Source organism: Janthinobacterium sp. EB271-G4-3-2, assembly GCF_020858035.1.
GTDB lineage: Bacteria > Pseudomonadota > Gammaproteobacteria > Burkholderiales > Burkholderiaceae_D > Janthinobacterium > Janthinobacterium aestuarii.
The window spans coordinates 13,426-27,184 of record NZ_JACYMG010000002.1; the positions used below are offsets into that span (position 1 = coordinate 13,426).

Here is a 13,759-nt window from a genome sequence, read left to right on the forward strand (position 1 = left end):
ATGAAAACGGAGAACCAAATGGACTTTAGCATAAAAGCATTCGATACCAAGAGCACCCTCGGCACGGCCAAAAGCGGATGCATCGCGGTTGCGGTATTCGAAAACAAAAAACTGTCGCCAGCGGCAAAATCGCTGGACAGCAAAGGTGCGATTTCCGCTGCGCTGAAGTCCGGCGACATCAGCGGCAAGCCTGGCAGCACCTTGCTGCTGCGCGCAGTCGATGGCGTCGCCGCCGAACGTGTTCTGTTGGTAGGCATGGGCAGCGATGACACTGTCAGCGAAAAAAGCTTCACAACCGGCGTACAAGCCGCACTGAAGGCCTTCGGCTCGCTGGGCACTGCGGACGCCATTATCGCACTACCGCTGGCTGAAGTGAAAGAGCGCGACGTAAATTGGGCAATCCGTTGCGTGGTGCAAGCAGCCCACGACAGCGAATACCGCTGCGACTCGCAAAAAAGCAAAAAAGATCCGGCGCCGGCAGGCGTGCGCAAGATCGTCCTGGCAGCGCCAGCGACAAGCGCCACGCGCGGCGCGCTGGCGCAAGCCATCGCCATCGCCAACGGCTCCAACCTGACGCGCAACCTGGGCGACCTGCCTGCGAACATCGCCAACCCGACCTACCTGGCCAACACGGCCAAGCAGCTGGCCAAGGATTACAAGTTCGAAGTCGAAGTACTGGACCGCAAACAGCTCGAAGCGCTGAAGATGGGCAGCTTCCTGTCCGTCACCAACGGCAGCGAGCAGCCGCCGAAATTCATCGTACTGAAGCACATGGGCGGCAAGGCCAAGGATGCGCCGGTCGTCCTGGTCGGCAAGGGCATCACCTTCGACACGGGCGGTATTTCGATCAAGGCCGGTCCTGGCATGGATGAAATGAAGTACGACATGTGCGGCGCCGCCTCGGTGCTTGGCACCTTCCGCGCCATCGGCGAAATGAACCTGAAGCTGAACGTCATCGGCGTCATCGCCGCGTGTGAAAACATGCCATCGGGCCGCGCCACCAAGCCGGGCGACATCGTCACCTCCATGAACGGCCTGACCATCGAAGTGCTGAACACGGATGCCGAAGGCCGCCTGGTGCTGTGCGACGCGCTGACCTACGCCGAACGCTTCAAGCCGGCAGCCGTCGTCGATATCGCCACCCTGACGGGCGCTTGCGTCGTGGCCCTGGGCCACCACAACAGCGGCCTGTTTACGCGCAGCGATGCGGCGCATGACCAGCTGGCCAATGAACTGCTGGCAGCGGGCAAGCAGTCGAGCGACACGGCATGGCGCATGCCGATCGAAGAGGCGTACAACGAGCAGCTGAAGTCGAACTTCGCCGACCTGGCCAACATCGGCACGCCAGGCGGCGGTTCGGTGACGGCAGCGGCCTTCCTGGAAAACTTCACCAAGAAGTACACCTGGGCGCATCTGGACATCGCCGGCACGGCATGGAAATCGGGCGGCGCAAAAGGCGCGACCGGCCGTCCAGTACCTTTGCTGACGACCTTCCTGATCAACCGGGTCTAAGTTGACGCCTTGCCGGCAGCGCCAAGCTGCTGGCAAGACGACGCAAAAAAGCCGCCATGGTCAACTGCCCCTGGCGGCTTTTTTATGTGTATTTGAATCAGTAGACGACGGGATTGGGCAACGGCGACGGCACCACCTTCGGCTGCACCACCTTTTCCGGCACGGCGGCCGGCGGCGGCTTCGCGGCGACGGGTGCGGGCGGCGGCGCCAAACGCGCCGGGTCTTGCATGACGATGGTCAGAATCGACGGGTAGTCGAAGCCGGCGCCCGTGTTGCGGTCGACGAAATAGCCGACGCCCAGGGTCAGGATGACATTGCCCCAGACGCTGCCATTGAGCTTGGGGTCGATATGGTCGTCCGTCGCGATGGCGGGAGAGCCATGCTTGCGGCAATCGACCTTCAACGGTTCCTGGCTCTTGCGGATGGTGATGCGTCCGGGCGTGGTGACGAACCACTTGCCCACGTCGTTGCTGAGGATGCAGCCGGCACCGGTCAGCTCGCGGTTGTCCTGGATGGTTTGCACCAGCACCATCTGCTCGGTGTTGCCCGTCAACGTGGCGCAGCCGCCCAGACCAAACAGCAGCAGCGTCCTGGCGGCAAGGGCTACAGACGATGGCATGCGCATGGGTAGCTCGCTTAACGAACGGGAATCGGCTGGTCGCCGGGCACGGCGACGGCGGTGACGCTGTTTTTCGGACTGCCCTCGATCAGGCGGTCGGAATACACGAGGTAGACGAGCGCATTGCGCTTGCTGTCGACCATGCGCACGACGCGCACATGCTTGAAGAAGATCGAGGCACGCTCGGTAAACACTTCTTCCTGGCGCGGCAGCTTGCCCTTGAATTGCAGCGGCCCCACCTGGCGGCAGGCCACGGACGCATCGGCCTTGTCTTCGGCCAGGCCGACGGCGCCCTTCAGCCCCCCGGTCTTGGCGCGCGACAGATAGCAGCTGACACCGGCGACGCGCGGATCGTCATACGCTTCGACGACGATCTTGTGGTCAGGGCCGATCAGCTTGAACACCGTGTCGACCGAACCGATGGTTTCGGCCTGTGCCGCGGCGCAGGCAAAGCCCAGCACCAAAGCGGCAGGCAGCAATTTACGCATGAAGAAAATCCCGGGCACGCACGCGGGCGGCCATCAGTTGATGGGAGCGAAACGCTGGACCATGACGCCTTCGACTTCGATCAGTTGAAAAAACACGTCTTTCGGACGGGTCCAGATGGAACCGTCCTCGGCGCGATAGACGATCATCGGCGTCAGATCCGCTTCCAGCGTGGCTTCGCACACCAGTTCGTAAATGCCGCCCTTGTAGTGCCGATAACGCATCGCCGTCCCCTCAAGCCGTTGAATCTTCGCTCTTGTCGTCGGCCAGCGCCTTCTGCTTCTGCTTCAGGCCCTGGATCACTTTCAGTATGCCTTCCATGCCGGCCGCGCCATCGGCGCCGCTGAAGGCATCGAGCACCTCATTGAGCACCTTGTTGCGCACGGTCGCTTCATCGGAGGACATTTCCAGCGCGCGCTGGGCTTTCGCCGCCTTTTCGGCCGCGCTCACGCGCGGCTTGGCAGCCGTCTTGCCATGCGTCAGAGCTGCCTGCCAGATAACCCAGCGGCGCTGGGTCTCGAAAATCAGGTACTCATCCGGTTTGTCTTCTCTTCGCCGCACAATGTGGCCGTCACGCTGCGCCCACGCTTCAAATGCAGTTCGCATTTTCTTCCTTTGCAAATGCTACGCGCAAGTCTCACTATTAAAACTGCAACATTTCAAAATAGTACCATCTATTGATGTCGCAAAACAGTCTCATAGATACAGTACTGCAATTTATATAACAAGTCTGGCGGCGCCCGGGATGGAATTGACACTCCATCCCCGGGCACAGTGGTCATGTAATCGGAATAGCAATTACAACTAATTACAACTGCTTCCTGTTCGGTTCTTAACTGGGCTGTAACAAAGCCGTATGACACAGTTGTTACATTGTGCCATTTTAGTAGTTTTTATCGCGTTTTAGCGAGAAACTTTACACCTTTGTCGCGCTAAATGGCGAGACGCAGCCTGCCGCGCCAGCCACTTATGCCAAATCAAACATAGGGGTTGATCAATGATACACAAAAACATAATATTCATGCGCCACGATTGGTTAAATACAAATACTTTATTGCCCCCCCTTTTTTCCTGCCAGTAAATAAAGCCATGCCTGGCAAGCGCGACAGGACGCCATCGACACGCATGCGGTAAGATTCGCGCCTATCGCCACCTATTCAAGCAAGGATTTTTCCCATGAAACTCGCCACCTGGAACGTCAACTCGCTCAAAGTGCGCCTGCCGCAAGTGCTGCAATGGCTGGCCGACAACCCGGTCGACATACTGTGCCTGCAGGAGACGAAGCTCACGGATGACAAGTTCCCCGTCGCCGAGATCGAGGCGGCCGGCTATCAGGTGGTCTTCAGCGGCCAGAAAACCTACAACGGCGTGGCTATCCTGTCGAAGCTGCCGATCACCGACGTGGTCAAGAACAACCCGCGCTATGAAGATGCGCAGCAGCGCATCCTGGCCGCCACCGTCAAAGGCGTGCGCGTCGTCTGCGCCTATGTGCCGAACGGCCAGAGCGTCGACTCGGACAAATACGAATACAAGCTGGGCTGGCTGTCCGCCCTGCACGACTGGCTGGCCGAAGAAGCGCTGCAGCACCCCCAGCTGGCCGTCGTCGGCGACTACAATATCGCGCCCGACGACCGCGACGTGCACGATCCCGTCGCCTGGGCCGGCCAGGTGCTGGTCTCGGACAAGGAACGCGCCGCCCTGCAGCGCCTGTTCGACATCGGCTTGACGGACGCTTTCCGCCTGTTCGAACAGGCGGAAAAATCGTTCAGCTGGTGGGATTACCGCCAGCTGGGCTTCCGCCTGAACAAGGGCCTGCGCATCGATCACATCCTGCTCTCGCCCGCTCTCGCAGCCCGCTGCACGGCCTGCGTGATCGACCGCGTGCCACGCAAGTGGGAACAGCCGTCCGACCATGCGCCGGTGGTGGCCACTATCGACTAAGCAGGCAAGCGTTCCAGCAGCGATTGCGCATTCGCAGCTGGAACCGGCGCGGAAAACAGATAGCCCTGCGCATAGCGGCAGCCATTCGCCTGCAGCAGCGCGAACTGTTCCTCCGTTTCCACGCCTTCGGCCACGGCCGACAATTGCAGGCTGTCGGCCAGCGCGATGATGGCCGCCACGATGGCGCGGTCTTCCGCGCTGTGCTCGAGGTCCTTGATGAAGGCGCGGTCGATCTTGACCTTCTTCACGGGGAAGCGCTTCAGGTAAGCGAGGCTGGAATAGCCGGTGCCGAAATCGTCGATCGACAGGCGCAGGCCCATGCCATTGATCTGCCGCAAAATCTCCAGCGTATGCTCACCGTGCTGCATCAACGCCGTTTCGGTGATCTCGAATTCCAGCAGCGACGGATCGATGCCCGTTTCCCGCACCACGGCGCCAATCGCCGCCACCAGGCCCTTGTGCATGAACTGGCGCGGCGACAGATTCACCGCCAGCGGCACCGGCTGCAAGCCCATGCGCTGCCAGGCCATGCTTTGCTCGCAGGCCTGGCGCATCACCCATTCGCCCACCGGCACGATCAAGCCGTTTTCCTCCATGATGGGAATGAAGCGGTCGGGCAGCACCAGGCCTTGGCCCGGACGGCGCCAGCGCAGCAGCACTTCCATGCCGTGCAGGCGGCGCGTGGCGATATCGATGACGGGCTGGTAAACCAGCTCGAACTGCTGCAGCGCCAGCGCCGTGCGCAAGCTGCTTTCCAGATCAAAATGCAGGGCCGCCGCCTGGTTCATCGTCTGCGTGAAGAACTGGTAGTTGTTGCGGCCATTGCCCTTGGCGTGGTACATGGCCGCATCGGCATGGCGCATCAGGGCGTCGACGTCGCCGCCATCGTCCGGATACACGCAGATGCCGATCGATGGCGTCACGTGCAGCACATGGCCGTCGAGCGGAAAGGCGGGCGTGAGCGCCTCGATGATTTTCTCGGCCACGCGCGCCGCTTCGTCGCCGCCGCGGATGCCCGGCACCAGCACGACAAATTCGTCGCCACCGAGGCGCGCCACCGTGTCGCTGGCGCGCACGGCGCCGCACAGCCGCGCGGCCACTTCCTTGAGCAGCAAATCGCCCGTCATGTGGCCGAGCGAATCGTTGATCGTCTTGAAGCGATCGAGGTCGATGAACATCACGGCCAGCTTGCGCCCCGAGCGCTGCGAGGCCAGCATGGCCCGTTCCAGCCGGTCCGACAGCAGCGCGCGGTTCGGCAAGCCCGTCAGGTTGTCGTGGTAAGCCATGTGATGCACGCGCGCCTCGGCCTGGCGCCGCTCGGCGATCTCGCCCTGCAGCAGCAGGTTGGCGCCGGCCAGTTCGGCCGTGCGTTCCTGCACGCGCAGTTCCAGTTCGTCGCGCGCGCGGCGCACCGCCTCGGCCGCCTCGCGGCGCGCCGTCACGTCGTCGACCAGCCACACGGAACGGCCATGCGCATGCGCCAGGTCGAACGGCCGGCCGGACAGGCGCGCCCAGAAACGGCTGCCATCCTTGCGCACCAGCTGGTATTCCGACATGTGCACGCGCCCCGCCTCAAAATCGCGCGCCGTCTCGCCGCGCGCCACCTTCCACGCGGCCACGTCCGGATACAGGGCCCGCACGGACAGGCCGTTGATCTCGCCGGGCCCATAGCCGAACAGCTCTTCCATCTTGCTGTTGGCGCGCAAATTGTAGCCGCCCTCTATCACCGAGATGCCCAGCACGGCGCTGTCGAGGATGGCCTGGTTTTCCAGCAGCGCGTTGCGCAGGGACTCTTCGGCGCGCTTGGCTTCCGTGCGGTCCTCGATGATCCAGATGGTGCCGGCGGCCGGGTCGTCCGGGTTGACGACATAGGCGATCAGCTGCGCCCACAGAGTGCTGCCGTCGCGGCGCATCATCTCCACTTCCGTCTGGAAGGGCTTGCCGACGGACAGGAAGGGAAACGCGGCCGCGCCCAATAAATCGTACGATTGCTGCGACACGTACAGCGCGCGCCCCGGCAGGCCCAGCGCCTCGTCGCCGCTGTAGCCGAACATCGCGGCAAAGCCCAGGTTATAGCGCGTGATCTGGCGGTTTTTGGTGTACAGGATGCTGACCGAGGCATTCGTCATGATGGCCGCCACTTCCATCTGCGCCTGGCGGCTGGCCGTGATGTCTTCGAGGATCCAGATGGCGCCTTGCTCGCTGTGCGTCTGGTCGACGGCCTTGGCGCGGATGCGGCACCAGAACAGGCTGCCGTCGCGGCGGCGGAACAGCGATTCGTCCTGCTCGTACGGCAAGCCCTGTCCCAGCAGCGGCGTGGCTTGCACGCCGAATGCCTCGTAGGCGGCGGGCGAGGGAAACAGCTCGGCGGCGGGCAGGCCGATCATCTCGTCCTGCGTGTAGCCGAACATTTCGGCGAAGCGGGGATTGCAGCGCAGGATCAGGCGCGAACGCGAAAACAGGATGCCGACGGAGGCATTGTCGAGGATGGCCTGCTGCTCGAGCATCAGCTGGCGCGTCGCCTCCTCGGCCGCCTTTTGCGCGCTGCGGTCATCGAACAGCCAGATCGTGTCGCGCAGCGCGCGGTCGGGCTGGTTTTCCGGGTTCAGCACATAGCCGTAGGCCAGCGCCCAGAACGTGGAGCCATCACGGCGGCGCATCTCCATCTCGCCCTGGAACGGCAGGCCGCGCCGCAGCAGGGGCGCGGCCTGCCGCACGACGTTCTCGTAGGCCGCGCGCGACGGATACAGGTCGGCGACGGCCAGGCCCACGCCGCTGTCGCCATCGAAGCCGAAGCATTCGGCGAAGCGCCGGTTGTAGCGCAGCACGCCCTTGTCGCGCTGAAAACCGATGGCCAGCGGCGCGTTGTCCATCACGGCCTGCATTTCCAGCATGGCGCGGCGCAGCTGGTCTTCATCGCGCCGGTGGTCGCTGATATCCTCGATGATCCAGACCGTGCCGTCGTGCGTGTTGAGGGGATCGACGGCGCGCCCGTGCAGGCGGCTCCAGAACAAGCTGCCGTCCTGGCGCCGCAATTCCAGCTCCGTGCGGTAGGGCTTGCCCTTCGAGAGCAGCGGCGCCGCTTCCAGCCCCAGCGCGCGGCAATGCTCGGCGGAGCGATACAGCACGGCGCCCGGCATGCCCGTCAGCTGGTGGCGCGCATAGCCGAGCATCTCGGCGGCGCGGATATTGCATTCCTCGATGAAGCCGCCCTTGGAAAAGATGATGCCGACGGCCGCGCTTTCCAGGATGGCCTGCTGCTCCAGCATGGTCTTGCGCAAGGCTTGCTGATCGCGCTGCTGCACGCGGATGTCGGCAAACACGAGGGTCGCGCCCGGCAAGCCGTCGTCCACCAGCAGCGGCCTGGACCATATCTGCACGGCGATGGCGCCCGACACCCCTTGCAGACTGCTGTCCCACTGCCGCTCGCGCCCGGCCGCACCGAGCGCGCCGCGCAGCATGCTCGTGCTCGATGCGCGGTAGGCGTCCGTAAAGCAGTCGGCCAGCAGCCGGCCCGCTATATCCGTGCCCAGCAAGGATTGCAAGGCGCCATTCGCCGCCACCACCATGCCGCAGGCATCGCAGGCGCAGGCCGGCAAGGCGATCAACTGCAAGGCATCGGCGATGAAATCGGGACTGGTCGGTACGCGGTTCATGGACACCATGGGACGGTTAAGGACGAGATAAACATGTGCCTGAGCAAAAATTCTCACAAGCATCATGGTGCTGTCAGATCATAAACCAGTTTCCCGGGGTTTTTTCATATTCCTCATTGGCAATATCTGAAACGCCACAGACCACTTGCAACACGTTCGTTGCAACCCCGTTGCATGGCAAGAAAATGAAACAAATCGTTTAGAATAAAGCATGCGCCGCCCTCCCCAACCTCCGCTCGATCACCGCGACAAACCCGTCATCTGGACCGTCTCCGTCTCGCGGCTGTTCGACCTGTTCCGCGACATCACGCTCGAATACGACGACCTGGCGACGATCGAACCGATCAACCTGGGCTTCGACGACGCCGTGCGCCACATCCGCGAACGCATGGCCACGGAGCGCTGCGATGCCGTCATCGCGGCCGGCTCGAACGGCGCCTACCTGAAAGGCCGGCTGTCGGTGCCCGTCATCATCGCCAAGGCCAGCGGCTACGACGTGATGCAGGCGCTGGCGCGCGCGCGGCGCATCTCGCCGCACATCGGCGTCGTCACCTACCAGGACCCGATGCCGGAACTGGCCGAATTCGCCGCCACCTTCGGCTTCCAGATCGCGCAGCGCACCTACGCCACCGAGGAAGACGCGCGCGCGCAGATCAATGAACTGAAGGCGGCGGGCGTGAAAGCCGTCGTCGGCGCGGGCCTCGTCACCGACCTGGCCGAGGAAGCCGGGCTGGCCGCCGTCTTCGTGTATTCGGCCACGGCCATCCGGCGCGCCTTCGACGACGCGCTGGAATTGGCGCGCCTGACGCAGATCGAATCGACGCGGGGACGCCGCGCGGCGGTGGCCGACACCCTGCGCGCACGCCACGGCCTGCACGATTTGCGCGGCGAATCGGAAGCGATGGAAGCGCTGCGCCAGTCGGTGGTGCTGTTTGCGCGCTCGCCGGCGACGGTGCTGATCCAGGGCGAGACGGGCAGCGGCAAGGAACTGGTGGCGCAGGCGATCCACCGCGAAAGCCCGCGCAGCCTGGGCGCGAACCGGCCCTTCATCGCCATCAATTGCGGCGCCATCGCCGAATCCTTGCTGGAATCGGAACTGTTCGGCCACGAGGATGGGGCCTTCACGGGCGCGCGCCGCGGCGGCCATGCTGGCCTGTTCGAAGCGGCCAACCACGGCACCCTGTTCCTCGACGAAATCGGTGAAATGCCGCTGGCCCTGCAAACGCGGCTGCTGCGCGTGCTGGAAGAGCGCGAAGTGGTGCGCGTGGGCGGCACGCGGCCCGTCGCCATCAATGTGCGCATCATCAGCGCCACGCATTGCGACCTGGAGCAGCGCATCCGCGAAGGCCGCTTCCGCGCCGACCTGTTCTACCGCCTGGCCGTGCTGCGCCTGCATTTGCCCGCCTTGCGCGAACGCGCCAGCGATATTCCCGGCCTGGCGGAATGGTCGCTGAAAAACGCGCTGGCCGCGCTGGGCGCCCGTCCGCACCCCAATCTGCACGCGGAAGTCCAGGCTTGCGCGCCGCTGCTGCGCCGCTACGACTGGCCCGGCAACGTGCGCGAACTGCGCAACCTGGCCGAGCGCCTGGCCCTGTTTCTGGCCGCCGAACCGCTGCAGGCGCTGACGCCCGCCTTCGTGCTGGGCGTGGCGCCGGAACTGGCCAACGCCGCAGGCACGCCGGCGCTGCCGCCGGCGCCTGCCGCCACCGTGCCGCCTCGCCTGGAAGACGAAAGCGCCAGCGCAGTGCTGGCGCGCTTCGGCGGACGCCGCGACGCCGCCGCCCACTACCTCGGCATCAGCCGCACCACGCTGTGGCGTCGCCTGCGCGCCGGCTGATTTTTCAACCATACAAAAAACACCATGGACGACTGGCCCCACTTGCACGATTTATGGCAGCGCTGCACGGGACATGGTGGCGCGAGCGGCAACCAGGGACTGGCGCGCGACCACCGGGACATCAAGGCGCTGTACGCGCGCGGCATTTCCATGGAAGACGCCATGCAGTTCCTGTTCCAGCAACGCCCTACCCTGGAAGCTTTCCAGGCGTGGCTGGCTGGCCGCACGCGCATCCGTCCGGCGCACGCCGCCAGCCCCCACCAGGACGTGCTGTCCGCCGCCGAGCTGCGCCATTTCGAGGAGCACGGCTATCTGGTGCTGCGCGGCGCCGTGCCGCGCGCGCAGTGCGCAGCTGCCCGGGCGGCCATCTGGGACTACCTGGGCGCCAGCCCCGATGATCCGGCATCGTGGTACCGGCCGCACCCGGGCAAGCGGGGCCTGATGCTGCAATTTTCCGACCATCGGGCCCTCGAGGAAAACCGCCACAGCGCACACATCCGCCACGCCTGCCAGCAGCTATATGACACCAGCGCCGGTACCAGCACCGGCATCTACGCCAGCATCGACAAGGTGAGCTTCAATCCGCCGGAAACGCCGCAGCACAGCTTTCCTGGCAGTGCCCTGCACTGGGACGTCAGCCTGCAACAGCCGGTTCCCTTCAAGCTGCAAGGCATGCTGTACCTGAGCGACTGTCCCGCGCAGCATGGCGCCTTTCACTGCGTGCCCGGCTTCCAGCACCACATGGCCGACTGGCTGCGGCAAGTGCCGCCGGGGCGCCAGCCGCGCGAATGGGCCGTCGACAACTTGCGGCCCGTGCCCGTCGACGGCATGGCCGGTGACTTCATCATCTGGCACCAGGCCCTGCCCCATTGCGCCACGCCCAACCGCGGCCCGGCGCCGCGCATGGTGCAATACCTGACCTACCTTCCCGACCATTGCCAGGACCAGCATGTGTGGATATGAACCACTCATCCCGCCCTGCCGCCGTTCATCCCGCGGCGCTGGCTGCCGGCCCCCTGCACCGCTAGCATGGTCGTCAAGGAGGAGTACCCCATGAAACGAACACTGCACACTTGTATCCTGCTCACCAGCTTGCTGCAGGCAGGCGCCAGCCAGGCCGCCGCCCCCAACGCATTCAAGGTCGAAGTCACGGGCCAGGGCCGCCCATTGATCCTGATTCCCGGCCTGGCGTCGTCGGGCGAAGTCTGGCAGGGCACGGTGGCGCGCCTGTGCGGCCCGCAAGCCGCACGCCAATGCCACGTACTGACCCTGGCCGGCTTTGCCGGCGTGGCGCCCATCGCAGGCGACCTGCTGGCGCAAGCCGAGCAGCAACTGGCCGATTACATCGTGGCGAAAAAACTGGGCCAGCCGGCCATCATCGGGCATAGCCTGGGCGGCTTCCTGGCCCTGAAAATGGCCATCGACCATCCGCGGCAGACGGGTAAGCTGCTGATCGTCGACTCGCTGCCGGCGCTGGGCGCGACGCAGCTGCCCTCCATCACGCCGCCGCAGCTGCAAGCCATGTCAAGCCAGATGCAAGCGGCCATGCGCGCGCAGGATGGCGCCACCTACGCCGCCAGCCAGCGCCGCACGGTAAGCAGCATGGCCAGCGCGCCGGCCGACGTGGAACGCATCATCGGCTGGGGCCAGCGCTCGGACCGCGAAACCGTCATCAACGCCATGGGCACCTTGATGGCCAGCGACCTGCGCCAGGACGTGGCGAAAATAAAATCGCCGACCCTGGTGCTGGGCACCTGGATCGCCTACAAGGATTACGCGCCGCGCGCCGCCATCGAAGCGACCTTCCAGCAGCAGTATGCACAGCTGCCCGGCGTGCAGATCGCGCTGGCCGACACGGCGCGCCACTTCATCATGTACGACCAGCCGGACTGGATGGTTGCGCGCATCGAACAGTTCCTGGACTAAGCGGTGAACGCCCCCTTGCACCGGCCGCCGCCGCTGGCCAGGATCAACTGGTACTGGACCTTCCAGCTGGCCGGCTGGGGCGCGCTCGCCCTGTTCAACAGCGTGTATGGCGGCTCCTCGCAGCTGCGCATCGTCGTGGCGATTGCCTGCTGGGGCTCGCTGGGAGGGCTGCTGCTGTCGCACCTGTGGCATGGCGTCCTGCAGCGGCGCGGCTGGGCGGCGAACGGCCTGCGCTGGACACGCATCGTGCCGTCGCTGATCGTGCTGGCCGCCATCCAGACGGCCAGCGTGACGGCCGCCTTTCACGTCATGTATCCGCCCGATGTCCTGCGCGGCCTGGCCTGGCTGCCCGGTGCCCTGCTGTTCTGGTTCGGGGTATTCCTGACCTGGACGGTGTTTTACTTCACGGCGCTGTCGCTGCGCCGCGCCGCCCACCTGGAAGCGGAAACCCTGCGCCTGCAGCTGCATGGGCGGGAAGCGGAGCTGCGCGCCCTGCAGGCGCAAGTCAATCCGCATTTCTTCTTCAACAGCCTCAATAGCGTGCGCGCGCTGATTTTCGAAGACCGCGACGCGGCCGCGCACATGATCGACCAGCTGGCGGGCCTGATGCGCCACGCCCTGCAGTCCGGCCAGCATGCCACCGTGCCGCTGGCGGCCGAACTGGACGCCGTGCGCGCCTACCTGGCCATCGAACAAATACGTTTCGAAGAGCGCCTGCGCGTCAGCTTCGCGATCGCGATCAGCGCGCCCGCTCTGGAACACGTGCGCGTGCCGCCCATGGCCGTGCAAACGCTGGTGGAAAACGCCGTCAAATACGGCGTTGAAGCGAGCGCCGATGGCGGCGACATCCGCATTGCGGCGCAGCGCGGCGCCGGCGTGGACATGCTGCAGATCGAGGTGGCCAACACGGGCGAACTGCGCGGCGCGTCCGGCTCCACCGGCATCGGCTTGCGCAATGCGCGCCAGCGCTTGCAGCTGGCCTGCGGCGAACGCGCCAGCCTGGCCTTGCGCCAGCAGGCGGGTTGGGTCTACGCCACCATCGACCTGCCGGAGCCGCCATGAACGGATCGCCGCTCAAGGTGCTGCTGGTCGATGACGAGCGCCTGGCGCGCGCCGAGCTGCGCCGGCTGCTGGCGCCGCATGTGCAGCACGGCGCCGTGGAGATCGTCGGCGAGGCGGCCAGCGCGGCCGATGCCGTCGCGCAGATCGGCAAGCTGCGCCCCGACCTGCTGCTGCTCGACGTGCAGATGCCGGGCGGCTCCGGCTTCGACCTGCTGGCCGCGCTCGATGAGGCGCCCGACGTCATCTTTTGCACGGCCTTCGACCAGTACGCGCTGCAGGCGTTCGAGGTGAGCGCCCTCGACTACCTGCAAAAACCCGTGCAGGCGGCGCGCCTGGCCACGGCCCTGGCGCGCGCCGGCGCGCGGGCGCAAGCCGTGCCGCCGCCCGCGCCGCGCAAGGTTTTCATCAAGGATGGGGAACGCTGCTGGTTTGTCGCGTTTGACGATATCCGCCTGCTGGAATCGGAAGGCAACTACACGCGCGTGCATTTCGGCGCACAGCGGCCGCTGATGCTGCGCACCCTGAACCAGCTGGAAGAAAAGCTCGATCCCGCCCTGTTCCTGCGCGCCAACCGGCGCCAGATCGTCAACCTGGCGCAGGTGGCGCAACTGGCGCCGAACGCCGCCGATGGCCTCGACCTGCACCTGCAGGACGGCAGCGTGGTCGAGGTGTCGCGCCGCCGCGCGCAGCAGTTCAAGGCCGCCTGCGGCCTGTAACAGC

At 65.1% G+C, this 13,759-nt stretch carries 12 protein-coding genes; 7 read left to right on the forward strand and 5 right to left on the reverse strand.

Going from position 1 to position 13,759, the window contains the following annotated elements; all coding sequences use genetic code 11:
* Positions 1-18: 18 nt before the first annotated feature.
* On the forward strand, positions 19-1,512 hold the full coding sequence (locus tag IGS55_RS05055; RefSeq protein WP_230515337.1) for a leucyl aminopeptidase: 1,494 nt from the start codon (positions 19-21) through the stop codon (positions 1,510-1,512).
* Between the two features lie 97 nt (positions 1,513-1,609).
* Here the strand turns inward: IGS55_RS05055 and IGS55_RS05060 are convergent, their stop codons facing one another.
* Genes IGS55_RS05060 through IGS55_RS05075 form a run of 4 tightly spaced genes read right to left on the reverse strand, consistent with a single transcriptional unit; the run spans position 1,610 to position 3,223 of the window.
* Positions 1,610-2,137 carry a hypothetical protein gene (locus IGS55_RS05060; protein ID WP_230515338.1) on the reverse strand — a complete coding sequence of 176 codons (528 nt, stop codon included), beginning with the start codon at positions 2,135-2,137 and terminating at the stop codon, positions 1,610-1,612.
* An 11-nt stretch (positions 2,138-2,148) separates the two neighbouring features.
* Entirely contained in the window at positions 2,149-2,619 is a 471-nt protein-coding gene (locus tag IGS55_RS05065) for a CreA family protein (protein ID WP_128140146.1), read from the reverse strand.
* Positions 2,620-2,652: 33 nt separating this feature from the next.
* Positions 2,653-2,841 (reverse strand): DUF1653 domain-containing protein, encoded by a 189-nt coding sequence (locus IGS55_RS05070; RefSeq protein WP_034751545.1) that lies wholly within the window; start codon positions 2,839-2,841, stop codon positions 2,653-2,655.
* Positions 2,842-2,851: 10 nt separating this feature from the next.
* Entirely contained in the window at positions 2,852-3,223 is a 372-nt protein-coding gene (locus IGS55_RS05075; RefSeq protein WP_034751548.1) for a hypothetical protein, read from the reverse strand.
* A 570-nt stretch (positions 3,224-3,793) separates the two neighbouring features.
* Here IGS55_RS05075 and xth point away from each other — a divergent pair.
* Positions 3,794-4,558 (forward strand): exodeoxyribonuclease III, encoded by a 765-nt coding sequence (gene xth, locus IGS55_RS05080; RefSeq protein ID WP_230515341.1) that lies wholly within the window; start codon positions 3,794-3,796, stop codon positions 4,556-4,558.
* Here xth and IGS55_RS05085 read toward each other — a convergent pair.
* Positions 4,555-8,214, reverse strand: a complete 3,660-nt coding sequence (locus IGS55_RS05085; protein WP_230515342.1) for a sensor domain-containing protein — start codon at positions 8,212-8,214, stop codon at positions 4,555-4,557. The two genes, xth and IGS55_RS05085, sit on opposite strands and share 4 nt — an antisense overlap.
* 211 nt (positions 8,215-8,425) lie before the next feature.
* Here IGS55_RS05085 and prpR point away from each other — a divergent pair, with 211 nt between their 5' ends.
* The 5 genes from prpR to IGS55_RS05110 all read left to right on the forward strand — a co-directional run bounded on the left by prpR (position 8,426) and on the right by IGS55_RS05110 (position 13,755).
* Positions 8,426-10,051 carry a propionate catabolism operon regulatory protein PrpR gene (gene prpR, locus IGS55_RS05090; protein WP_230515343.1) on the forward strand — a complete coding sequence of 542 codons (1,626 nt, stop codon included), beginning with the start codon at positions 8,426-8,428 and terminating at the stop codon, positions 10,049-10,051.
* A gap of 24 nt (positions 10,052-10,075) precedes the next feature.
* Positions 10,076-11,014 (forward strand): phytanoyl-CoA dioxygenase family protein, encoded by a 939-nt coding sequence (locus IGS55_RS05095; protein WP_230515344.1) that lies wholly within the window; start codon positions 10,076-10,078, stop codon positions 11,012-11,014.
* Positions 11,015-11,104: 90 nt separating this feature from the next.
* The gene (locus IGS55_RS05100; protein WP_230515345.1) at positions 11,105-11,977 is read left to right on the forward strand and encodes an alpha/beta fold hydrolase; all 873 of its coding nucleotides are present in this window, start codon (positions 11,105-11,107) and stop codon (positions 11,975-11,977) included.
* Positions 11,978-11,980: 3 nt separating this feature from the next.
* A complete protein-coding gene (locus IGS55_RS05105) occupies positions 11,981-13,039 on the forward strand; it encodes a sensor histidine kinase (protein WP_230515346.1) in 1,059 nt (352 codons plus the stop codon).
* On the forward strand, positions 13,036-13,755 hold the full coding sequence (locus IGS55_RS05110) for a LytR/AlgR family response regulator transcription factor (RefSeq protein ID WP_230515347.1): 720 nt from the start codon (positions 13,036-13,038) through the stop codon (positions 13,753-13,755). The genes IGS55_RS05105 and IGS55_RS05110 overlap by 4 nt, the downstream gene beginning before the upstream one ends.
* Positions 13,756-13,759 lie beyond the last annotated feature (4 nt).

Coding starts and splice junctions, on each gene's coding strand:
- IGS55_RS05075 (WP_034751548.1), bottom strand. CDS start 3,223: ATGCGAACTGCATTTGAAGCGTGGGCGCAGCGTGACGGCCACATTGTG.
- IGS55_RS05065 (WP_128140146.1), bottom strand. CDS start 2,619: ATGCGTAAATTGCTGCCTGCCGCTTTGGTGCTGGGCTTTGCCTGCGCC.
- IGS55_RS05085 (WP_230515342.1), bottom strand. CDS start 8,214: ATGAACCGCGTACCGACCAGTCCCGATTTCATCGCCGATGCCTTGCAG.
- xth (WP_230515341.1), top strand. CDS start 3,794: ATGAAACTCGCCACCTGGAACGTCAACTCGCTCAAAGTGCGCCTGCCG.
- IGS55_RS05070 (WP_034751545.1), bottom strand. CDS start 2,841: ATGCGTTATCGGCACTACAAGGGCGGCATTTACGAACTGGTGTGCGAA.
- IGS55_RS05095 (WP_230515344.1), top strand. CDS start 10,076: ATGGACGACTGGCCCCACTTGCACGATTTATGGCAGCGCTGCACGGGA.
- prpR (WP_230515343.1), top strand. CDS start 8,426: ATGCGCCGCCCTCCCCAACCTCCGCTCGATCACCGCGACAAACCCGTC.
- IGS55_RS05100 (WP_230515345.1), top strand. CDS start 11,105: ATGAAACGAACACTGCACACTTGTATCCTGCTCACCAGCTTGCTGCAG.
- IGS55_RS05055 (WP_230515337.1), top strand. CDS start 19: ATGGACTTTAGCATAAAAGCATTCGATACCAAGAGCACCCTCGGCACG.
- IGS55_RS05110 (WP_230515347.1), top strand. CDS start 13,036: ATGAACGGATCGCCGCTCAAGGTGCTGCTGGTCGATGACGAGCGCCTG.
- IGS55_RS05060 (WP_230515338.1), bottom strand. CDS start 2,137: ATGCGCATGCCATCGTCTGTAGCCCTTGCCGCCAGGACGCTGCTGCTG.